General features: G+C 58.3%; 23 protein-coding genes. 15 read left to right on the forward strand and 8 right to left on the reverse strand.

The window, feature by feature from the left end; genetic code table 11:
• Window positions 1-393: 393 nt before the first annotated feature.
• Window positions 394-960, forward strand: coding sequence for a hypothetical protein (locus JAO85_RS24665; RefSeq protein WP_232096901.1), 567 nt, complete (start codon window positions 394-396; stop codon window positions 958-960).
• Window positions 961-990: 30 nt separating this feature from the next.
• Entirely contained in the window at window positions 991-1323 is a 333-nt protein-coding gene (locus JAO85_RS24670; protein ID WP_202789246.1) for a hypothetical protein, read from the forward strand.
• Between the two features lie 1403 nt (window positions 1324-2726).
• Here the strand turns inward: JAO85_RS24670 and JAO85_RS24675 are convergent.
• Window positions 2727-3923, reverse strand: coding sequence for an amidohydrolase family protein (locus JAO85_RS24675; RefSeq protein ID WP_202789247.1), 1197 nt, complete (start codon window positions 3921-3923; stop codon window positions 2727-2729).
• Window positions 3924-3950: 27 nt separating this feature from the next.
• On the reverse strand, window positions 3951-4931 hold the full coding sequence (locus tag JAO85_RS24680; RefSeq protein WP_202789248.1) for a tripartite tricarboxylate transporter substrate binding protein: 981 nt from the start codon (window positions 4929-4931) through the stop codon (window positions 3951-3953).
• A 344-nt stretch (window positions 4932-5275) separates the two neighbouring features.
• Between JAO85_RS24680 and JAO85_RS24685 the strand changes: the two genes are divergently transcribed.
• On the forward strand, window positions 5276-6043 hold the full coding sequence (locus JAO85_RS24685) for a GntR family transcriptional regulator (protein ID WP_202789249.1): 768 nt from the start codon (window positions 5276-5278) through the stop codon (window positions 6041-6043).
• Window positions 6044-6267: 224 nt separating this feature from the next.
• On the opposite strand, the gene JAO85_RS24690 is transcribed toward JAO85_RS24685, so the two are convergent.
• Entirely contained in the window at window positions 6268-7203 is a 936-nt protein-coding gene (locus JAO85_RS24690) for a LysR family transcriptional regulator (protein ID WP_202789263.1), read from the reverse strand.
• Window positions 7204-7455: 252 nt separating this feature from the next.
• Between JAO85_RS24690 and JAO85_RS24695 the strand changes: the two genes are divergently transcribed.
• The 12 genes from JAO85_RS24695 to JAO85_RS24745 all read left to right on the forward strand — a co-directional run bounded on the left by JAO85_RS24695 (window position 7456) and on the right by JAO85_RS24745 (window position 17431).
• The gene (locus tag JAO85_RS24695; RefSeq protein ID WP_202789250.1) at window positions 7456-8166 is read left to right on the forward strand and encodes a pirin family protein; all 711 of its coding nucleotides are present in this window, start codon (window positions 7456-7458) and stop codon (window positions 8164-8166) included.
• Between the two features lie 150 nt (window positions 8167-8316).
• Window positions 8317-9009: a hydrolase gene (locus JAO85_RS24700; RefSeq protein ID WP_202789251.1), complete on the forward strand. Its 693-nt coding sequence runs from the start codon at window positions 8317-8319 to the stop codon at window positions 9007-9009.
• Window positions 9010-9143: 134 nt separating this feature from the next.
• Window positions 9144-9416, forward strand: coding sequence for a DUF1427 family protein (locus tag JAO85_RS24705; protein ID WP_039050471.1), 273 nt, complete (start codon window positions 9144-9146; stop codon window positions 9414-9416).
• A 195-nt stretch (window positions 9417-9611) separates the two neighbouring features.
• The gene (locus JAO85_RS24710) at window positions 9612-11510 is read left to right on the forward strand and encodes an amidohydrolase (RefSeq protein ID WP_039050472.1); all 1899 of its coding nucleotides are present in this window, start codon (window positions 9612-9614) and stop codon (window positions 11508-11510) included.
• A 191-nt stretch (window positions 11511-11701) separates the two neighbouring features.
• Window positions 11702-12148, forward strand: coding sequence for a DoxX family protein (locus JAO85_RS24715; protein ID WP_039050473.1), 447 nt, complete (start codon window positions 11702-11704; stop codon window positions 12146-12148).
• A complete protein-coding gene (locus JAO85_RS24720; RefSeq protein WP_202789252.1) occupies window positions 12145-12858 on the forward strand; it encodes a YoaK family protein in 714 nt (237 codons plus the stop codon). Before JAO85_RS24715 ends, JAO85_RS24720 begins: the two co-directional genes overlap by 4 nt.
• A 14-nt stretch (window positions 12859-12872) precedes the next feature.
• The gene (locus JAO85_RS24725) at window positions 12873-13460 is read left to right on the forward strand and encodes a TMEM175 family protein (protein WP_237734999.1); all 588 of its coding nucleotides are present in this window, start codon (window positions 12873-12875) and stop codon (window positions 13458-13460) included.
• A gap of 111 nt (window positions 13461-13571) precedes the next feature.
• Window positions 13572-13946 carry a CidA/LrgA family protein gene (locus JAO85_RS24730; protein WP_039050475.1) on the forward strand — a complete coding sequence of 125 codons (375 nt, stop codon included), beginning with the start codon at window positions 13572-13574 and terminating at the stop codon, window positions 13944-13946.
• Window positions 13939-14664 (forward strand): LrgB family protein, encoded by a 726-nt coding sequence (locus JAO85_RS24735; protein ID WP_202789254.1) that lies wholly within the window; start codon window positions 13939-13941, stop codon window positions 14662-14664. Before JAO85_RS24730 ends, JAO85_RS24735 begins: the two co-directional genes overlap by 8 nt.
• 231 nt (window positions 14665-14895) lie before the next feature.
• Window positions 14896-15021 carry a hypothetical protein gene (locus tag JAO85_RS25765; protein WP_255539178.1) on the forward strand — a complete coding sequence of 42 codons (126 nt, stop codon included), beginning with the start codon at window positions 14896-14898 and terminating at the stop codon, window positions 15019-15021.
• A gap of 279 nt (window positions 15022-15300) precedes the next feature.
• Window positions 15301-15753, forward strand: a complete 453-nt coding sequence (locus JAO85_RS25710; RefSeq protein ID WP_237735000.1) for an NADPH-dependent FMN reductase — start codon at window positions 15301-15303, stop codon at window positions 15751-15753.
• Between the two features lie 640 nt (window positions 15754-16393).
• The gene (locus JAO85_RS24745) at window positions 16394-17431 is read left to right on the forward strand and encodes a LacI family DNA-binding transcriptional regulator (protein WP_202789255.1); all 1038 of its coding nucleotides are present in this window, start codon (window positions 16394-16396) and stop codon (window positions 17429-17431) included.
• A 26-nt stretch (window positions 17432-17457) separates the two neighbouring features.
• Here the strand turns inward: JAO85_RS24745 and JAO85_RS24750 are convergent, their stop codons facing one another.
• Genes JAO85_RS24750 through JAO85_RS24770 form a run of 5 tightly spaced genes read right to left on the reverse strand, consistent with a single transcriptional unit; the run spans window position 17458 to window position 21553 of the window.
• Window positions 17458-18456: a tripartite tricarboxylate transporter substrate binding protein gene (locus JAO85_RS24750; RefSeq protein WP_202789256.1), complete on the reverse strand. Its 999-nt coding sequence runs from the start codon at window positions 18454-18456 to the stop codon at window positions 17458-17460.
• Window positions 18457-18481: 25 nt separating this feature from the next.
• On the reverse strand, window positions 18482-18832 hold the full coding sequence (locus JAO85_RS24755) for a cupin domain-containing protein (protein ID WP_039050479.1): 351 nt from the start codon (window positions 18830-18832) through the stop codon (window positions 18482-18484).
• Window positions 18833-18845: 13 nt separating this feature from the next.
• Window positions 18846-19832, reverse strand: coding sequence for a zinc-binding alcohol dehydrogenase family protein (locus tag JAO85_RS24760; RefSeq protein ID WP_202789257.1), 987 nt, complete (start codon window positions 19830-19832; stop codon window positions 18846-18848).
• A gap of 38 nt (window positions 19833-19870) precedes the next feature.
• Complete coding sequence (locus JAO85_RS24765) at window positions 19871-20770, reverse strand: 3-keto-5-aminohexanoate cleavage protein (protein ID WP_202789258.1); 900 nt, start codon at window positions 20768-20770, stop codon at window positions 19871-19873.
• 18 nt (window positions 20771-20788) lie between these two features.
• Window positions 20789-21553, reverse strand: coding sequence for an SDR family NAD(P)-dependent oxidoreductase (locus tag JAO85_RS24770; RefSeq protein WP_202789259.1), 765 nt, complete (start codon window positions 21551-21553; stop codon window positions 20789-20791).
• Between the last annotated feature and the right edge of the window lie 9 nt (window positions 21554-21562).

A 21562-nucleotide genomic window follows, 5' to 3' on the forward strand; every position in this document is an offset into this window, starting at 1 on the left:
GGCGCATGGACCAACACCGGATCGGGCGCAACCTCGGTGGGTACCGTCCATCAGAACGCTGGAGCATTTGGCAATGCCGGCTACTTCTCCAACGGCGGTGGCACCTCCGGTACTGCTGGTGCAGGCTCTACTGCCAATGCCAACTAAGGCAGCTGTCCCAAGATAGTTGTGTTTGTCCCGGGCCTGGCTGGCCAGGCCCGGGCGACATAGGAGCCAAGCATGAAACTCTCAATAGCTCTGTTAAGTCTTTGCGTTCCTTTGTGCAGTTATGCGCAAAGTGCCGACAGCAGCGCGCAAAGCTCCTCAAACTCCTCATCTGTGGGTGCACAACAGAACCAGTCGGTCACGATTGTCAATCCGGTTGCATCTCCGGCGGAGAGCCGATCAACGGCCATGATGGAAAGCCGATCCACGTCAACCTCCGACCAGAACATCACAACGAACGGAACGACTACCCAGAACCTGAACAGCACGGTATCCGGGACGTCCAAGAACATCGTCGAGTACAGCGGCACATACACACTGAAGAACGTTCCTAGCGTGAGCGGACCCAATCTCACTACCAGCAATGACACCTGCATGGGCAGCAGCAGCGGCAGTGCCAATGGCCCTGGCTTTGGGGTGAGCTTCGGCACAACCTGGACGGACGAGCATTGCAAGCGCCTGAAAATGAGCCGTGAGCTCTGGAACAAGGGCATGAAGGCAGCTTCGTTGGCAATGGACTGCATGGATCCCGCCGCTCGCGTGGCACTGGAGATCACGGGTTCTAAATGCCCGCAATCCATGACTGCAGACGAGCGCCGCAACAACTACGGGCCGGATGCCTCGGCACAAGGTAGCGCAACTCCTGCTGTGTCCCCCTCAGAGGCTCAGTCGAGTTTTGCCCCAGAAGTCGCTCAGCCATCGGCTGTCACCTCTGTGACGGACGACCCACGTACAGCGCAGCTGTACCCCAATTAGTGGGTGTGATTCCTAATCTAGGAGGCCGCTATGGGCAAGACTCTAGCTCTTTTAGCGATTGCACTATGCAGCGCTTCGTCATTGGCTGCGCCCGACTCCAGGGCCATCAATGAACCGTTGAGCATTCAACGTCAGGTCTTCGGCAGCGGCGAACAAGGTGCGACAGGGATGCAGCAAGCCGAGCCAGTGGGGGACTATGGCGTCTGGCATGTGCCGCAGTACCTGCCTGGTTACCCTACTGCAGCAACTATCTGGCCTCGCGCTATCCCTGTGAAATGCAAGGACAGGCAATGTGAAGGCTATGCGATTACCCCGCAGATGGGGCCAGGTGAGTACCTGTTTTTCGTGCCTACGAGCGAATAGTCTGGAATAGACTGGTCAAAGGCATCACAGGGCGACAGCACTCGATTAGTGCTAACCGCAAACTCACCTAACAAGGGCGGCTTCGTGCCGCCCTTGTTGATTTGTCCGCTGTAAATACGCTGCCACGCAGTGTTTATCTCAATAGAACTGTGTAACCGTTGCGTCGATGCTCTGCAGCCTTACCGTGGCCTGCTCATATTGGCCGGGCTCGCCACATCGGGCGATCAGGGGCGTCGTCTGAGACGCCGACTATGAGACAAAGGAAGGTGGTCGCAATCATGGGCTATTTGTGGCGTTTGAGCGGTGTTTCTGTGTTGCAAATTGATGCAAACAACCCGCAGCCACATGCTTGGATGGATCGATTTTCGGCAATAAAGCCACGGCGCCGGAACTGGAAAAAGCGCTATCGGTGTCCTGCCGTGTCGTGTGAAGGGTGAAAAATCGCACCGATTTCGCACCGATGCCCTGAGAGCCGCATGGAGCCAAGTGCGGACGCGGGTTCAATTCCCGCCAGCAACGGCCCAGATGGTCCTGGTCAGTTTGTTGTACTGCCGTATCACTACGTTGTAGGGCCTGCGTTTGAGCAACGTTTACAACCACGAGCATGCGGATGCTTCGTGGCTTTTGAGCGCAACAGATCTTGCTGCATGCATCAGCAGCGTTCGCAGATATACGTCCCTACGGTTGCTGATGCCCATTGCCGCACTCGACCACTTGTGCAGCTTGGGCGCGGCACCAATTCGGCCACGCTGAGAACTCTCTTGCGTCTGTGAACGCCTGGGCAGACAACTGCGGTTGCGGCGAGCAGGCCGAGGCCAGGTATTTGTCAATGCTCTGACAAGCCGGGGACTCACGCTGTTGCTGGGCAAGTCTGCTTTCGATCTGATCAATGCCCTGACTTAGTTGATCAACGCGACGCACCTGTTTGCTCAGGCTTTCCATTAATGACTCTGGTAGGCGCTGGGCACAAGGTCGTAGCATGGCCCCCTATGCTTACCCGTGGATCATCTTTTCCATTGCGGACAGGGTGAGTACAGACGTTTCTGCGCCGCCTGGGCATCGATCTGAGTGGATCTCGTAAGCACAGACTGTGGCGCCAATCGGGGCTGCTGCTGTTCAGGAAACGGCCGCGTAAGCGCGCTCTCGCGCGTTCACACACCATTCAAGGCCAATATGGTCGTTGCGCCACGACCTGGTCTTCGACACCACAGCCTGCGGTCAGCAGATCAGGTTCTGGTATTGGCCGTGCCCAACACTCCCGGCAAGCTTTGGTAAAACGGCACCGACGAGAGCTTCAACGGGGAGCGTCTATCCATCGAGTGGTTGCGAACCTGAGTTGCAGCTTGCTGTTTGAAGTAGAAACCACAGAGGTTCGTCGGTGAGTACTGAGCTTCTTATTGCAGTTACTCCAGCAGCAATTTGCCGTCGCGGGCCACGATCCGGCCGTTGGCGATGACCAGTGAGCGGACGGGGCGAGCGGCTACGGCGTGGGCGGGAGTTTGAGCAGGCACCAGCACCAGATCGGCTCGGCGTCCGGGTGTAAGGCCATAGTCGGCAAAGCCACAGACCTCGGCGCCTGTGTAGGTGACGCAATGCAGAGCCTGTTCCACTTCGTCGTCGCGGCGCAAGTTGTAGCGCATGCCGATGAACATGGCGCGTTCCAACATGTCAGGGCGGCCATAGGGCGACCAGGTATCTCGGATACCGTCGTTGCCGCCGGCCATCAGTACGCCAGCGCGCTGGCAAGCGCCCAGTGGCGGCACGATGCGCGAAGGCGGCGCACTGGTGACCAGCGAGACGCCCAACTTGGCCATGCGCTCCAGCAGCGCGCTGCACTGAGCATCGCTCACATCGCCCAGGCAGAAGCCGTGGCTGATAACCACCTTGTTCTGCAGGCCGTGGGCTTCGGTGCGGTCCAAAATCAGCTTGAGCGAGAAGGCTCCCATGTCACCGGGTTCGTGCAGGTGGATGTCGAGCGGCTTGTTGTGGCGCTCGGCGATCTCGAACAGCACGTTCAGCGACTGAGCCGGGTCCAGGTCGATGGCACAGGGGTCCAGACCGCCCAGCACGTCGGCCCCCATGGCCAGAGATTCATCTAGCAACTGTGCCGTGCCTTTGCGCTGCAGCAGGCCCGATTGTGGGAAAGCCACCACCTGAATATCTTGCCAGGGCGCCATGTCTGCGCGGGTCTGCAGCAGGCCAGCCACATGCTTGGTGCCAATTTCCGTATCCACGTCGGCGTGACTGCGGATGCGCGTGGTGCCCAACGCGAGAAACTCGCGAGCCATGCGCAGCGACTGGCTCGCACTGTCGTGCTGGGCCTGGGCACGGTAGGCACGCTCGTTGTTGATCTTGTCGACCAACTGGTTGCCCACCTCGTTGACGTACCAGTCCTGGCCCCAGAGCGTCTTGTCCAGGTGGGTGTGGGATTCGATAAGGCCGGGCAGTAGCAACTGACCCAGGCCATCGATGCGCTCAGTACCCTCGGGTGTATTCAGAGAGGTGCCTATGGCCGCGATACGGCCGTGCTCGATTAACAGGTCGCAGGCTGGCTGGCCCATAGGGCGAACGTTCTGCAGTAAAAGGCTGGAAGTGCTCACGTTGAATGTTTCCTGTAGCGATGGAACCTATCGCACCGCGCCGATTTCGGGCGTTGCGATCTGGCGCATCTTCTGGGCGTCTGTCAGGATCAGCTTGGCGAAATCAGCGGGCGTACCGCCCGATTTGCCAATGCATGCCTGGTCGAGCATTTTGATGACTTGGGGTTCGCGCATCACTGCATTGATCTCGGTGTTCAGACGTGTCACCACAGTGTCCGCTACACCCTTGGGGGCGAAGATGCCGGTCCATACGCCGAAGTCATAGTTGGGCAGGGCCTTGCTCGCCGACATGGCGGGGATGCCGTTCAGGACTTCGCAGTTGGTCTTCGAGGTGGTGCCCAATGGCTTGACCTTGCCCTCTTTGAGGAAACCCAGCACCGAAGGCACCATGAAGTAGCCGTAATCCACATTGCCGCCGATGATGTCGGTCAGCATGGGTACGGCGCCCTTGTAGGGGACGTGCTGTATCGACACCTTGGCCTGCTGGTTCAGCATTTCACCGGCAATGTGCAAGGCCGTGCCAATGCCGGAGGACGCGAAGGTGTCAGCACCAGCCTGGGTCTTGGCGCGCGCGAGCATGGCCTCGACCGAGGTGACTGGCACCTTGGGACCGGCGACCAGCACCATAGGCATGACACCTACCAGCGTGACCGGGCGCAGGTCCTTGGTGCCATCGTAGGCAATGGCGTTGTTGAAGTGGCGGGCCAGCACGATTTCGCTGTTGGATGCCAGGATGATGGTGTTGCCGTCTGGTTTGGCACGCACCACACGCTGGGTGGCGATGGTGCCGCCAGCGCCGGCCACGTTGTCCACAATCACCGGCACGCCCAGTCGGCGGGACAGCGGCTCGGCGATCGTGCGCGCCAGAGTGTCGGCCGATCCACCGGCAGTGAAGCCCACCACCAGGGAGATGGGGCGGTCAGGCCATGCGGCGTGGGCTAAGACAGATGTAGCAGCTAGCGACAGGGCCGCCAGGGCTTTGAGAGGAAAAGCGGGAAATTGCCCCATGGATAACTTTCTAGAGAACAGAAAAATGCCTCAGACCGACATGTGCCTGGCGGGCGACGAAGAACATCCACTGATGAGAGCGACGACGATGAAGACCAGGGTGTCAAAGGCCTGGGCAACACTGCAATAGACAGGTTTCATGGCATGTCTCTCCTACTTCCAGGGCTGGTCATAGAATGGTTAACCAAATTCTATATTTTGGTTAACCAAAAATTCAGATCTGGCGAATATTTATGCAGGTATTGCGAGTAAACCCTGATATCTAGTGATGACTGACCGTCCAACTTGAATGCAGGGTGCCCCCGTGCCGCTAAGATTTCACGCCTGTTGTCTTTGTGTTGTCTATGTCCGCTTCCTCCCGCCGCCTTGCTCTCAATGTCTCCAGCGAAGAACCTGTAGCCGATGGCACAGACAGCGTGGACGAGCGCGTCTATGAGGCAATTTCGCGGGCGCTGCTGAGCGGCAAGCTACGGCCCGGTACGCCTTTGCGTGAGCGGACGCTTGCCGAAGCGCTGGATTGCACCCGTGGTGCCGTACGCAAGGTGTTCGCCCGCTTAGGGACTGAAAAGCGACTGATCCTGGAGCACAACCGTGGTGCTTTTGTGCCCAACCCGACGGTCGAGGAAATGCGCAGCATCTACCGTGCGCGGCGCATTGTCGAGGCAGGTCTGGTCACCAGCCTGTGCGGCCAGTTAAGCAGCGCGCAGACAGAGGTGCTGCAGCGCCATGTGCAGGCGGAACACCAGGCGCTGGAGGAAGGGCGCCGAGCAGACTCTATTCGGCTGGCCGGTGAGTTCCATCTGGTGCTGGCGCAAATGGCGGGCAGCGATGAGTTGCTGTCATACATACAGCGTTTGGTGGCCACTACTGAGTTGTACAAAGCCTTATTCGACAACGTGGCCGCGACCGCATGTGCCCCCCGTGAGCACCAGGAGATCATCAACGCCTTGCTGGGTGGTGCACTCGATAAAGCGTTGGCCGTGGCCATGACCCACCTGGATGAGCTGGAGCAGCGGGTGATTGATGGTGCGAAGGTCGAGCGCGGGGTTGATCTGGTGACCTTGCTGACTACAGAAGGCGGGGCGGCTATCTGCGCTGATCCGAACTCATAGTAGTCCACGCAATGACGTTGAGATCGGCGGTGAGGTCGCCAAGGTGCGGAAATTTCGGGGAGTGTTCGAGTACGAGGAGCAACAGCCCAAGCTCAAAAAGAAAAGGCTCGCACAGGATGTCGAGCCTTGAATAAAAAGCCGGTGCTCTTTAGCTTGTTGGAACTAAGGGGTAAGAGAGGACATAAAAATTCCAACCACGGCGTTAATAATAAATTGTGCGATATTTATGTTGAGGATAGATTCTGACCATTTTTTCCCCATGGAGCCTCACTAAAACACTGCGCTAGATAATCGATAATTGCTTGAACTCGAGCAGGTCGCCTACGTCCTGGAGGTGTTACTATATGCAAGGCAATGGGATTAATTTGCCATTCTTCCATGACTTTAATTAGTCGGCCTTCTTGAAGTTCTTTCCATATAAGAAACTCGGGCTGTAATGCCAGTCCTATCCCTGCTAGCAGCGCAGGAGTTAAAGCCTCTGCATTATTTACGCGTAGAGGCCTCACCATTGATTGAGAAAAATCTCCGTGCAGCTTATGACTAAACTGCCAATTTGGTCCTTGATGGGAATACGCATATTGCAGTGCGCGATGTGTCGCTAGATCCCGAGGGTGATGTGGCTGTCCATGATGCTCAAAGTATGCAGGGGTCCCAACCAAATGGATGGGAACGGTGCACAAACGACGGGCCAACATGCTGGAGTCTGCAAGAGTGGAGATACGCAGGGCAAGGTCGAAGCCATTTGCAACGAGATTGATGATTTCATCGCTGAAGTCAATGTCTAGACTTACCTCTGGATTGGCTTGCATGAAAGCGGGAAGCAAGGGCGCTAAGTAAGAGAGCCCAAAGGACATTGGTGCGGAGATTCGCACGGTACCACACAGCTTTGTTGCTTGTTCAGCGAGGACTGCTTCGACAGTCTCTCCTTCTTCGAGTATGCGAGTCGCGTACTCCAATGCGACTAATCCACTCTCGGTAAGTGATATACGGCGCGAGGTCCGGTGAAAAAGCGTAGTTTTCATCCGCTTTTCTAGACGGTTGACTGCCTTGGAAACGGTTGCCTGAGAAAGTGAAAAATCGGAGGCGGCACGAGCAAAAGAACCCGTCTCGGCGATTTTTGCAAAGATGGCCCAAGCTTCCAAATCTGGCAGTTTTTTCATATTACTCATGAATTCAATCTAGGAGAGTGGATTGAATTTTTGTACGTCATGAAATTGATGCAGTGCTCAATTTCTTCATACCAGCGAATACTGGCGGCCTCTTCAAGCATTGGATCATCCTTTAAAAAAGACCCAGGAAGTACGTTTGCATCACCTTGTAATTGGAAAAGCAGGAATTCCAATTCTTCTCTTCTGCAGGGGAGGATGGGTGCCTACACTGCCGCCCATAGTCCATCTTTGAAGAATGTCGTCATGATCGAACGCCGTCCTTATGACAGCCTTGGTGGTGCTGACCATGGCTGGCTTGAGTCAAAGCATCATTTCTCGTTTGCTGAGTATCGCGACCCCAAGCGCATGCACTGGGGCGCGCTGCGGGTGTGGAATGACGACACCATCGCGCCGGGCTCGGGCTTTCCACCTCACTCGCATGCTGACATGGAAATCATTACTTATGTGCGCGAGGGTGCAATCACCCATCGCGACAACTTGGGCAACCTGGGCCGTACGGTAGCAGGCGACGTACAGGTGATAAGTGCCGGCACGGGGGTGCGCCACTCCGAGTACAACCTCGAGCCCGGCGTCACGCGCATTTTCCAGATCTGGGTCCTTCCCAGCCAGCGCGGTGAGCGTCCTGCTTGGGGCACCAAGCCCTTTCCCAAGCACAACCGTGCAGGGCACTTTGTGACGCTGGCCAGCGGTGAGAAGGGCGATGAAGACGCGCTACCTATCCGTGCCGATGCCCGTGTGCTCGGAGCCACGCTCAAGGCGGGAGAGAGAGCCGAATACCAGTTTGCCGACGGTGACCGCTATGGCTATCTGGTGCTGTCCAAAGGACGTGCTGATGTCAATGGAGTGATGCTGGATGCCCGCGACGGCGCTGCCATCCATGGCGAACACACCATAGCTGTTATCGCCAGCGAAGACACTGAGCTGGTGCTGGTTGATGCAATCGAATTGGTTTGAGTGGCTTATTGCTGTCGACTTAGTCACTCTATTTCGTTATTGGCGGGGGCCTTGTGCGGCTGTCCCTGCCAGTCTAGCCGGCGCGTGGCCATTCAGGCTCCACACCGGGCAAATGCCGCCGCTTTCCATCTACTCCTGAAGGAAGAGACCATGTCCAGCAAGTACACCGAAGTTCTGACACCCCAAAACAGCCAACTCATTTTCATCGACCAGCAGCCACAAATGGCCTTCGGCGTGCAGTCCATCGACCGTCAGACGCTGAAGAACAATGTCGCAGGCTTGGCCAAGGCGGCCAAGGTCTTCAACATCCCGACCACCATCACCACGGTGGAAACAGAAGGCTTCTCAGGCCATACCTATCCCGAACTGCTGAGCGTGTTCCCCGAAAACAAGATTCTGGAACGCACGTCGATGAACTCCTGGGACGACCAGAACGTGCGTGATTCGCTGGCTGCCGGCGCTTCGCAGGGTCGCAAGAAGATCGTAGTCTCGGGCCTGTGGACGGAGGTCTGCAACCTGGGCTTCGCGCTGTCGTGCATGCATGACACCGACTACGAGATCTACATGGTGTCCGATGCCTCGGGCGGCACCTCGCTTGAAGCTCACGAGCGGGCCATGGATCGCATGGTGCAGGCCGGCGTGGTGCCCGTGACCTGGCAACAGGTGTTGCTGGAATGGCAGCGCGACTGGGCGCGCAAGAGCACTTACGACGCGGTGATGAACATCGTGCGCGAGCACTCCGGTGCCTACGGTATGGGCGTGGACTACGCTTACACCATGGTGCACAAGGCTCCCGAGCGCGTGCAGCACGGCCAGCGCATCGGTCCCAACCCGGCCAAGTAAGTTCGAGTGCTTGCCAGGCGGGCTTCACGATAAGACTGCTTGGCTTCCCGTGCTTGCATCGGCGCACCCAGCATCTTGTGTGCGGCTGCGTTTCCCTCTTACTTGCCTAACTACCATACCGAGGCGATCCACCTATGAAGCTCTATATCCTATCCCTTGGCACGGGCCTGCTGGTCGGCATCATCTATAGCCTGCTGAACGTGCGCTCGCCGGCTCCGCCACTCATCGCTTTGTTGGGGCTGCTCGGAATGCTGGTGGGCGAACAGCTTATTCCAGTAGGCAAAAAACTACTGAGTGGTAGCGCCTTTAGCACTGCCTGCAACGAAACCCAGGCCACGGCATCCGTACTTGGGCAATTGCCTGGCCGGCAGGCCGCCGACAAATCGGCTGAAGACCCGCAAGCGTAACACCACTTAATCCCGTGATGCCTTCTGCGTACTGCTGATGTGAAAGTCTTGTCAGTAGAGCCGCAAGCACAGGCATCCCATGAAAGAAAACGCATGACATCCCGCCGAGATATCCTGGGTGCCGCGACAACGCTGGCACTGGGTAGCTTATTGGGGCGCAACGCCTCTGCAGCCGATCACCAAGGAGCATCTACCATGTCCGATCCCCATCCTGACGCCATTTTTTTTAACGGCCAGATCACCACACTGGACCGTAGCAAGCCCGTGGCCAGCGCCGTGGCCGTTAAAGCCGGTCGCTTCATCGCCGTTGGTGACGACCAGGAGGTCCTGGCGCTGGCGGGTGACAAGACCCGGCGTATCGATCTCAAGCGCAAAAGCGTGCTGCCCGGCCTGTTCGACAACCACACCCATGTGGTGCGTGGCGGCCTGAACTACAACATGGAGCTGCGCTGGGACGGCGTGCGCTCGCTGGCCGATGCACTAGACATGCTCAAGCGCCAGGTAGCCATTACCCCGGCGCCGCAATGGGTGCGCGTAGTGGGGGGCTTCACCGAGCACCAGTTCGTCGAGAAGCGTCTGCCTACGTTGGCAGAGATCAATGCGATTGCGCCCGATACGCCGGTGTTCCTGCTGCACCTGTACGATCGCGCACTGCTCAATGGTGCTGCGTTGCGCGCCGTGGGCTATACCAAGGACACACAGGCGCCTCCCGGAGGCGAGATCGTGCGCGATGCAGGCGGCAACCCCACCGGTCTGCTGCTGGCCAAGCCCAACGCCACTATTCTCTATGCGACCCTAGCCAAGGGGCCCAAGCTGCCGCTGGACTACCAGGTCAACTCCACGCGTCACTTCATGCGTGAGCTCAACCGTCTGGGCGTGACCGGCGTGATCGATGCGGGCGGCGGCTTCCAGAATTATCCCGAAGACTACGAGGTGATCCAGAAGCTGGCCGACGCCAACCAGATCACCGTGCGCCTGGCCTACAACCTGTTCACGCAAAAGCCCAAACAGGAGAAAGAGGACTTCCTGAACTGGACCCGATCGGTCAAATACAAGCAAGGCGACGACTACTTCCGCCACAACGGTGCAGGTGAGATGCTGGTGTACTCGGCTGCCGACTTCGAGGACTTCCGCGTGGAACGCCCCGACATGCCTCCCGAAATGGAAGGCGAGCTCGAAGAGGTGGTGCGAGTGCTAGTGCAGAACAAGTGGCCCTGGCGCCTGCACGCGACCTATGACGAGACCATCTCGCGTGCACTTGATGTGTTTGAGAAGGTCAACCGCGACACGCCGCTGACGGGAATCAACTGGTTCTTCGACCATGCCGAGACCATCTCCGACAAGTCCATAGACCGCATCGCCGCGCTGGGCGGCGGCATTGCCGTGCAGCACCGCATGGCCTACCAGGGCGAGTACTTCATCGAGCGCTACGGTTCCAGAGCTGCCGAAGCTACGCCGCCCGTCAAGCGCATTCTGGAAAAAGGCGTCAAGGTCTCGGCCGGCACCGACGCCACGCGCGTCGCCTCCTACAACCCCTGGGTGTCGCTGTCGTGGATGATCACCGGCAAGACCGTGGGCGGCACGCAGATGTACCCGCAGCGCAATCTGCTGGATCGCGAGACGGCCCTGCGCATGTGGACCGAGAACGTGGCCTGGTTCAGTAATGAAGAAGGCAAGCGCGGCCGCATCTCCGTTGGGCAACTGGCCGACTTCATCGTACCGAGCAAGGATTTCTTCAAGGTACCCGAGGACGAAATCTCCTTCCTGACCTCACACCTCACAGTGGTCGGAGGTCGCGTGGTCTATGGTGAGGGGGAGTTTGAAGAACATGACGGCAACCCGCTGCCGCCTGCCATGCCGGACTGGTCGCCCACGCGGTTGTTCGGCGGTTATGCAGGCTGGGGGGATCCTGACGGTGCGGGCAAAAATTCACTCAACCCGGCTCGCTACCGAAGCATGGCTGCAGCCTGCGGCTGTGGCACGAGCTGCGGCATGCACGGACACCAACATGCCGATGCCTGGGCATCGAACGTGCCGGCCTCCGACCCGAAGAGCTTCTTCGGCGCGCTGGGCTGCTCTTGCTGGATGGCTTGACATAAGTCAGCCCCTGAGCGGCTGCGCCGCTTTCCCCTCTCTCGCTGCGCGGGAGGGGGACGATGCCATCGCCTGGGTGGCCCGCCTGGGCGGCCCCGCCGCGAGGCGGCTCTTGCTCGGCATCTCTGGCTTGATTGGTGCCAGTTTTTGGCATAGTGGTCTTGGATGGGGCGCTTGATTGGAGATGTTCCATGAATACTTCCGTATCCGGTTTTTCGGTGCGTCTTGCTGGCCTGGCGCGCCCCGTCTTCGGCAGTGCCGCCATGCGCTTTGTCGCCTATCTGGGCCTGTGCGCGGCCTATCTGCAGGGCGGGCTGGTCAAACTTGCCGATTTCCCTGGCGCCATTGGCGAAATGCAGCATTTCGGGCTGGCGCCGGCTCCCCTGTTCGCGGTGCTGGTGATAGCGCTGGAGCTGGGCGCATCGGTGTTGATCCTCATTGGGCGGCTGCGCTGGCTGGGCGCCCTGACCCTGGGTGGCTTCACCTTGTTGGCCACTTTGCTGGCGCTGCGTTTCTGGGAGCTGCCTGCAGGCCAGCAGCGCTTTATGGCAGCAAATTCCTTTTTCGAGCACCTGGGCTTGGTCGGCGGCTTCCTGCTCGTAGCCTGGCTTGATTTGAGGGAAAAGGAAACTGTATGACCACTGACAACAACGTATCTCCGGTTGCTGGGCAGATTCCGGGCCTCTGGGCGCAGTGCCGTGCGCCCGTGTTGCTGACCATCGTGGGCGGTGCCATCGACACAATAGGCTTCATCGCCTTGCTGGGATTCTTCACAGCTCATGTCACGGGTAACTTGGTGCTGGCCGGCGCGGCCTTTGTCAAGGGTGGGGCGGGGCTGTGGATCAAGCTAGGTGCGATCCCGCTGTTCATCGCCACGGTCATGGTCACCAAGACCTGGATCGACCATTGCCGGCAGTCCCATGTGACGCTAGGTTGGCTGTTCGTGGCCGAGGCCGTGTTCCTTACTGGTTTCATGAGCGCTGGCTTGCATTTCGATCCGTTTCGCGATCCTGGTGCTAGCACGCTTGCTTTGACCGGTGGTCTGGGCCTGATGGCGCTTGCCATACGCAATACGGCCAGCAAGACGCTGACCAAGCACATCAGTCCCAGCACCATGATGACGGGCAATACCACGCAATTTGGCATTGACCTGTCCAACTACGTGCGCCAGCCTAGCAGCGAAAACCGGCAGGCAGTCTTCAAGAGCGGCAGCATCATCGTCGGTTTTGTCGCGGGCGCCTTCCTGGGTGCAGTGCTCTATATGTACATCGGCTTTTGGAGCGTGCTGCCCTTCATGCTGGCTGTGCTGCATCTGGCCAGCTTGTCCTTTCGTCGGCAGTTCATCTGACGCAGGGTATGGTGATGAACAAGAGCCGCCTGGAATCCTTCAGCGATGGGGTCATATCGGTAAGCCTGACGCTGATGCTCTATCAGATCCAGTTGCCGACGGAGTTCACTTGGAACGGGTTGTGGAAGGAGGCACACAACTTTTTCGGTTATGTGCTCAGTTTCATCTATGTCGGCATCTACTGGAACAACCACCACCATCTGTTTCAGGTGGTGCAAGGTATCAACGGTCGGATCATGTGGGCCAACCTGAATCTGCTGTTCTGGCTGACGATGATCCCCATCACCACCACTTGGGCCGGTAAGTCTGGACTGCTGGCGTTACCCACTGCGCTTTACGCAGGGGTGCTATTCATGTGCGCGCTCTCATACTGGGTGTTGGAGAGGGTCATCATCATCTCGGAGGGCAAGGACTCCGTGCTCGCGCGCACCCTAGGCCGGGACCTGAAGGGGAAGATTTCCCTTCCCATATACGCTCTGGCCATCGTTGTCAGTTTCTACAGCACCGTGGCTGCATTTTCAATTTTCACGGCTATGGCTGTACTCTGGTTCTTGCCCGACTCGCGTATTGAAAAATACCTAACGCAGAATGGTGGCAGGTAGCCCAGGGGATACCCCTTCCGCACTGGTACCGTCTCTAGGTAGCGTGTGCTGCCGACAAGGCGGAAGTGCACCGGATCCATCAAATTTCAAAATTAGAAAGCTTTTCATCCGATGCAAGCATTGCAAGGTGTGACTTGGCTGCTGGTATTGCAGCTTACCGGCGAAGCTCTGGCCCATCTACTCAACCTGCCATTCCCTGGCCCGGTCGTAGGCATGTTGCTTCTAGTGATATCGCTGCGCTTTCATGTGGTGCGTGAACCGGTGCATGCTGCGGCCAGCTATTTGCTGTCGCATCTGTCGCTGCTGTTTGTACCCGTGGGCGTAGGTGTCATTACGCATCTAGATCTGCTCCGTGACTATGGACTCAAGCTGATGCTGGTCATTGCCTTGTCCACTTGGGCAGGAATGGCCGTCACAGTGCTGCTGGTGCGGGCCTTGATGCGCGACCAACTCGAGACCAAGAAGGAGGACTCTACCGATGCCTGATTTTGTCCAGCTCTGGGTCTATCTCTCGTCGGCGCCTTTGTTCGGGCTGACAGCGACACTGGCCGTCTATGTGATCGCGCATGGGCTGTATGTGCGCTCAGGACAGGCTCCATGGGCCAATCCCGTACTGTGGTCCGTGGTGGTTCTGGGGTCGGCGCTGATGCTCACGCAGGTGCCGTATCCCACTTACTTTGCAGGCGCACAGTTCATTCACTTTCTGCTGGGACCTGCGGTTGTAGCACTGGGGCTTCCGTTGTGGGAGCGGCGCGCTGAGTTGCTGCGCAACTGGGGGCGTTTTCTGGTCGCAGCGCTGGCTGGGGGCGCTACGGCAGCCATCGTCGCCGTGGCTCTGGGTTGGGCCGTGGGACTGCCGGGGGAAGTTCTGAGTTCCCTGGCACCAAAGTCCGTCACGGCACCCGTAGCCATGGGCGTAGCGGAAAAAATCGGTGGTGTTCCAGCTCTGGCCGCCGTGTTCGCGGTGTTGACAGGCTTGATCGGCGCACTGTCCGCCCGCGCACTGTTCCGGATTCTGGGCGTTGGCACCAGCGATGCGGAGTGGGTGGCGCGCGGTTTCAGTCTGGGCACGGCATCGCATGGTATTGGTGCTGCACGAGCGCTGCAGGTGAACGCGGACGCCGGCGCGTACGCGGGCTTGGCTCTGAGCCTGCAGGTATTGTTGGCCGCGCTGCTGATGCCGCTGGTGGCGCGTTGGTTCTAGGCGTAACGCACGAGGGCTGTCAAAGGGCACTTCTGACTTATTGAAATTCTGTTGTTGGCAGTGCCTGCCAGCTTGTTCCCTTGAACGACTCGTTGAAACGGAGAGCCCCATGACGACCGAATTCAAGTGTCCCTTCCACTAGGCCAACAGCGGCGTTGCCGCCGAAGGCAAGGGCTCCACCAACAAGGACTGCTTGCCCAAATAGCCTAGCGTGGACCTGGTCTGTCTTCAATGCGCATCCTGCGCGCCCTGGCTGGGGTCTATGCCGGAGCCGGCTCCGGACAGAAGTTCGTCAAGGACTTTGTGGCTGCATCGGTCAAGGTGATGGAACTGGAATGGTTTGGTCTGAGGAAGTGACATCCTTGAGGCACCGCGGCCTCCCCCCATCCACCGGCCAGCCGATTTGTCTCGACTGGTATTCATAGAAACAGGAACTCGCCTGTGCTGCCCTTTGGCCTAGCTACGTTGGACCAATAATCAGGCTCAAACGCTCAACATGAATGCGTACCCGCCTCAACCGATAAGACTTGAAGCACTGCGTCCGATAACTTTTTTCGCTTTCACGATTTGTTTGCGTAATTGGGTCTTCCCAATTCGCCCGAGGCCATTGCGGCCTTCCTCAACCAACATCGACCATTGTCCAACGATGTACTTTTGGCCGATGCCCCTTTTGGGGAGGAGTCACAAGCACAGTTCGTTCGTGAAAAAAAGCTGCAAGACTCGCCTGAGTGGACTCAACTGATCGACCAACTCAGTGAGTCTCTTCGAGACTCTTCAGATATACGCAACTCGAGCTCCTGCCGAGTGTTGACCTTTTCGGGGAGCCTGCGACAGTCCTCCTTCAACACGGCCCTGGCCCATGCAGCGCAGGTCATGGCGCCACACGGTATGCCCATCGAAGTCGCGACTTTGCATGGAGTTCCGCTTTATGACGATGACTTGGACGTCAGTGAAGGTATTCCGGCTGCGGTGCTCAAATTGAAAGCGCAGATTCTGGATGTGGACGCTTTGCTGATGGTCACTCCTGAGTACAACAACGGCGTGCCGGGGGCAAAAATGGCATTGACTGGCTTTCCCGCGCAGATATGAAAGCCATTTTTGCCAAGCGTCCAACAGGCATGATTGGCGCATCGATGGGGGCTTTGGTACTTCGTCGTCCCAGGTCGCTTGGTTGCCCACTCTCAAGATGCCGGGCGTTACGCTGTACAGCGGTAACTCCGTGCTGGTGTCTCGTGCACAACATGCGTTCGATGCTCAAGGTGAGTTGGTGGATGAGTCGATTCGGAAAAATCTGAGCGCGTATCTCAATGGTTTCAACGAATTTGTGCAGCACATCAAAGTTGAAAAATCCAAGTAACGAGCGGACTAGACATTGATGGGTTTATTTACCTAATAGAGCGCATATTCCTGGCTAGGTTCTTATCGCGGCAGCTGCTTGCACATAACGTCAAGATGCTTGTTGCTACTTCGCCTTAGGGCCGAGCCCAGCATATGCGTCCCAACTCCGCAGGTACCCGTACGGAGCTTGATTTTCATAATTCAGCCTACGCCATGCCAAAAATCATTGATGCTACATCATATGCAGTGATGACGGCCGTTGAGGCAAGAATCTTTGCCGGTAGCGCCTTTGGCGGTGCATTGGCTTCAAAGCTCCGAAACGGGTAGCTGCTGCCACTATAGGCTGCTCTAGAATCAATGGCTTTATCGGTAACTTAGGTTGAGCCAGAAAATGCCTGTAACCATCCATGACGTAGCTGCGGCTGCGGGTGTGAACCCGGCAACCGTGTCTCGTGCATTGCGCGGTGTTCCGGGCAAGGTGTCCGCAGCAAAACGAGCGGAGATCGAAGCCGTTGCGCGCAAGCTGGGATACACCCCCAATGTGGTTGCTGCCTCACTGCGAACTAAACGCACCAACATTGCGGCGATTGTGGTGCCGGATCTAGCCAATCCAATGTTTGCACCATTGGTCAAAGGGCTGGAGCAGGAGTTGCGTAAGCACGATATGCTGGCTCTGATCACACAACCTCCCGAAGGGAGGCATGAGCGCGCCGAGTTGATTCGGGCTCTGGCAATGCATCAAGTTAGCGGCTTGCTGATTTTGGCAGCAGAGCAGGACGATGCCATGTTGGATGCTGCCCTCCTGCAACGGATTCCTACGGTACTCTTGAACCGTGGCTCGGGGGATCGTCGCTTTTCAAGTGTGGTCAACGATGACCACGAGAGCGTGCGTCTGGTGATCGAGCATCTGCATGGTCTGGGGCATAGCCGCATAGCGCATATCGCGGGGCCGGCCTTTCTGTCTACCGGTTTGGCAAGGCGTAAGGCATTCGAGGAGCTCGCTCAGCCTTTGTGCGAGGGCGCATTGCCGATTGTCGAAGCGCAGGCATTTACACGGGAAGAGGGTCTGCGGGCTGGGCGGCAACTGCTGGATTTGGAGCCAGGGTCCTTTACTGCCGTTTTTGCCAGTAACGATCTGCTGGCTTTGGGGATGCTGGACGCTGCGCGTGAGCGTGGGGTGTCAGTGCCAAAGGAGTTGTCGGTGGTTGGACATAACGACATGCCATTTGTCGATATTGTCCAGCCGCCTTTGACCACGGTGCACATGCCGATCGCTGAGATGAGTCGGCAAGCTGCGCAGATGTTCCTGGAGCATGTACGCGAAGGTGCCATGATGTCCACGACCACGCGCATTCTGCAAACCACGTTGGTGGTGCGCCAATCCACAGCACTGGTGCCGGGCGGGCAGCAGCGACGCCCAGCAGCCTAATATTTGCAGTGCTGACGGATATGTCTTCAGTTTTGTGTGATCTTGGCCGTGGAGACGAGCTTGCCTACCTCGGCGGATTCTTTGCGGACGAAGGCGTCGAATTGTTCTGGGGCTACTGATGGGTAGTCGGCACCCAGGGCGATCAGCCGGGTTTTGACTGCGTCGGATTTCAGCGCGGTAGCCGTGGCCTGTCTGATCCGCTCTGCAATGGAGTCTGGGAGCTTGGACGGCGCAAACAAACCAATCCAGAAGTCATAGTCAGAGCCTGGAAAGCCTGCCTCGACTGTTGTTGAAACGTCGGGCAAGGCCGTCGCCCGATGTGGGGAGCCGACTGCCAAGGCCAGCAGTTTCTTGTCCTTGATCATGGGAAGGGCGCTGGTGATGGGGGCGAAGAACCATTGCACTTGGCCTGATATGACATCGGTTATTGCCTCGGGCGTACCTCGGTAAGGTACATGTACGGCTTCGATGCCAGTAGCCACTCGGAACTTTTCCGCATTCATGTGAGTGGCGCTGCCATTGCCAGCGGAGGCATACAGCAGCTTGCTCGGCTCGGTTTTTGCCTTCTGAACTACGGCCTTTACGTCCTTGAACCCGCTTTGTGGGCTGACCACCAGGACATTGGGAACTGAGGCCAGCATGGCGAGCGACTTGAAGTCCTTCACCGGGTCATAGCGCAGTGTTGGATAGAGGTATGCGTTGGCGACATGACCAGCAGAATGAACGAGAAGGGTATACCCGTCTGCGGGGGCAGACGATACCTGAGCCGCACCCAGTGTGCCGCCCGCACCAGGCTTGTTCTCCACGATGATGGGTTGACCTAGTTCTTTGCGCATGCCTTCCCCTACAGCTCGCGCAATGATGTCGGTGGCTGACCCCGCAGTGAAGGGGACGACCATCTTGATCGGCTTGGACGGATAGGCATCCTGCGCCAGGGTGTTGGGTGCAACTGCACCTAAAGCGGCGGTGCTGACCACGACGGTCATCAGTTTGCGGAACGGACGATATGGGGTGAACGGGCTCATGGACTTGTCTCCTCAAAAGGTGGTCTTAGATCCTGTTGGGCATCACCAGCAGCACGCGTGCGGGTGATGCTCCGGCATTGAACAGCTGTCGCGCTTCTTGTGGCGCGATGCGGCAGCTGTCCATGGGGCCAAGCACGGTCACCTGGCTTTGGTCGCCATGGATGGCGGTGACTTGCACCTCTCCTTCCAGGCAGATGTAGAACTTCTCCATATCCGAGGCGCTGGAGGTGGTTCCCCCACCGGGCTCGATCAGGGAGCAGCCGATCCAGACGGAGTCTGAAGGGCCCGCCTCCATGCCCTGCAGGCGCTGCATGGTCATCTGTGCATGGCCGGGGGCGCTGTAGAACGGCGCTTTGGGAAAGGCAACGACATGCATGGCTGGCCTTTCTTTAGGGCGCGAGTACGACGCGGTCCATAGAGCCGCTGAGGACCTTGCGATAGGCATCTCCTGCGCTGGACAGAGGAATCAGTGTGGTCTCATCAACATCGAAGGCCATGAGCGAGCCGTCATCGAAGCCGGGCAGCAGGCTGTTGAGTACCTGGGCACACTGGCTGACGGTGAGCTTGAGACTGTCAACACCTAGCATCTGGAGGTTTCGGCGATAGAAAGCAAGGATGTCGAAGGAGACGTTGCGCTCTATGGTCGAGATCAGAACCTGCGTGCCACCAATGGCAAGGGCTTGCAGAGCCGTATCGAAGTAGGGGGACCCGACGGTGTTATAGGCAATGTCGGCGCCACGACCATCAGTTGCTGTCAACAGGTCCTGCACCAAGGTAGGGCTGTGGCTGTCAAAGGTTGCAACGTGAGATGAGGCGTGACCACGGTATTGGTCAGAACCGCGCTCCACGCCGATGACCTTGGCACCAGCACGCGAAGCAAGTTGTGCTGCAGCCTGGCCTACCTTGCCGTTGACACCAAACACAATGACGGTCTGTCCCTGACCTTTTAGGCCCGCGCGACGTAGACCTTCGTTGGCAGTGATAAAAGGCACGCCCACGGTGGCTGCTGCAGCCACACTGACATTTTTGGGCTTACGGCTAAGGGCGTTTTGCGGGAGCACCAGATAACGGGCATGGGTTCCATCGCGGGTTACGCCTAAATCTCCACCCGTCCCCCAGACGTCTTGACCCATCCATTCGGCCGGTCCAGCCACCACTCGGCCAGCAAAATCACGCCCTGGTGTGCGCGGCCAGATTGCCTGAGGCATGGAGCCGAGTGCGGCTTTGACGTCACTGGGATTGACTGCTGCAGCGAGCACTTCGATCACGGCTTCGTCAGCTTGTGGCTGAGGCTTGTTCTGCGGGACAAGGTCTGGGGCTATGTCTGCTGCAGTTTCCGCTTTGGCGGACAGGCGCAGGGCTTGGAAAGTAGTCATGGTGAGGTCCTCTGTATGGAATGGGGGGAGATGTCGATTTAGCGGATGAGGTGCCGGTTCGTGGGGCGCAGACCCCAGCGTTGGCGCGCTTGTTCGCTGGTGGCCAAGCTGCCGCCTAGGTCTTCGACGATGCGCCGGGCCTTGGTCACAAGCTCGGCGTTGCTTTTGGCCAGCTGGCCTTTGTCGATATAGATCGTGTCTTCCAGACCGATACGTACATTTCCACCCAACAGGCGGGCTTGTGCTACGCACTGGAACGCATGGCGGCCGACTGCGAAGGCCGTCCATTGGGCTTGCGGTGGAATCAGGGATAGACCGAGCTGCAAGGCTTGCGTCGTGAACGGCAGCGAATAGCGCACACCCATTACAAAGCTGAACAGGCCAGGGCCTTGCAAGGTGCCGTCGGTCATCAAGTGCTGTGCCAGGACCAGGTCGCCGGTATCAAAGCACTCCAGTTCGGGCACGCAGCCGGCGTCGCGGATGACTTTGGCCATACGCCGGACGTTGGCTGGAGTGTTCATCACCACTTGCTCACCGGAGTTCATGGTGTTGAGGTCCAGAGAGCAGATGTCGGGCTGCAAGGCCGTGATGTGCTCCACGCGCTTTTCTGGCGGCAGCAGCGAGGTGCCGGGCGCATATGTCTTGGGGTCGTCGACGCTGGGAATGTAGCGTCCGCCGGGGCCTGTGGTGAGGTTGATGATGAGCTGAGGGCGCTCCTGGCGCAGCGTCTGCACGACCTCGGCATAGTGTGTAAGGTCCATGGATGGCTTGCCAGTTTTCGGGTCGCGCACGTGGATGTGCACGGCTGCAGCGCCGGCATCATGGGCTTCAATGCAGGCGGCGGAGATCTGCTCTGGGGTGATGGGCAGATAGGCGGTCTGCTCGGGTGTGGTGAGGTTGCCAGTGACCGCGCAGGTCAGGATGGTTGGTTGGCTCATGGTCGTCCCCAGAAAGTCTTAAAGGTGACGGCCGCCGTCGGCCACGAAGATGCTGCCTGTGGCATATCGCAAGCTGGTGCAGCAGGCCTGGATGACCGCGGCCACATCGTCCGGAGTGCCTACGCGTTGCAACGGAATAGTGGCTCCGACTTTGGCGTTGAAGTTGGCATCGCGTCCCGCAACAAAGCTGCTATCCACCACGCCAGGCGACACAGCAAGTACACGGACCTTGGGCGCCAGTGTTTTGGCCAGACCCTTGGTCAGCGCATCAATGCCTGCTTTGGCTGCTGCATAGGCTAGATTGCTGCCTAGACCGGTCATGCCTGCAATCGACGAGACATTGACAATCAACCCGTCGTCACCAGCCTGCAACTGAGGGGTGAAGGCCCGGATAGCAGCAAACGTGCCGCGCCAGTTGGAGGCAAACATGTCATCAATCAGTTCATCGCTCAAGGCTTGTAGATTGCCAGCTGGCACAGGCTGGGTGTGGCCCGCACAGTTGACGAGAATGCGAGCAGGCCCGAAGCTGCGCTCGACAATCTGAGCAGCGTTTTCAAGCTGTGTACTGTCGGTGACTGAGGCCGTCACTGCACCATGTCCATGGCCAGTCAGGGTTTGCAGCAGAGGCTGGGCCTTGTCACTGGCTCCGCGATGTAGTACTACTACGCGGGCGCCGAGCGCGGCGAGGCGCCGTGCGGTTGCTGCGCCAATAGCGCCTGTGCCTCCGGTAATGACGGCGACCTGGTCGTCGAGTCGATCAAGAGGAGAGAAGCGGGAAGTCATAGTGGGGTC

The sequence above is a fragment of the Comamonas sp. NyZ500 genome, assembly GCF_016772095.1.
GTDB lineage: Bacteria > Pseudomonadota > Gammaproteobacteria > Burkholderiales > Burkholderiaceae_C > Comamonas > Comamonas thiooxydans.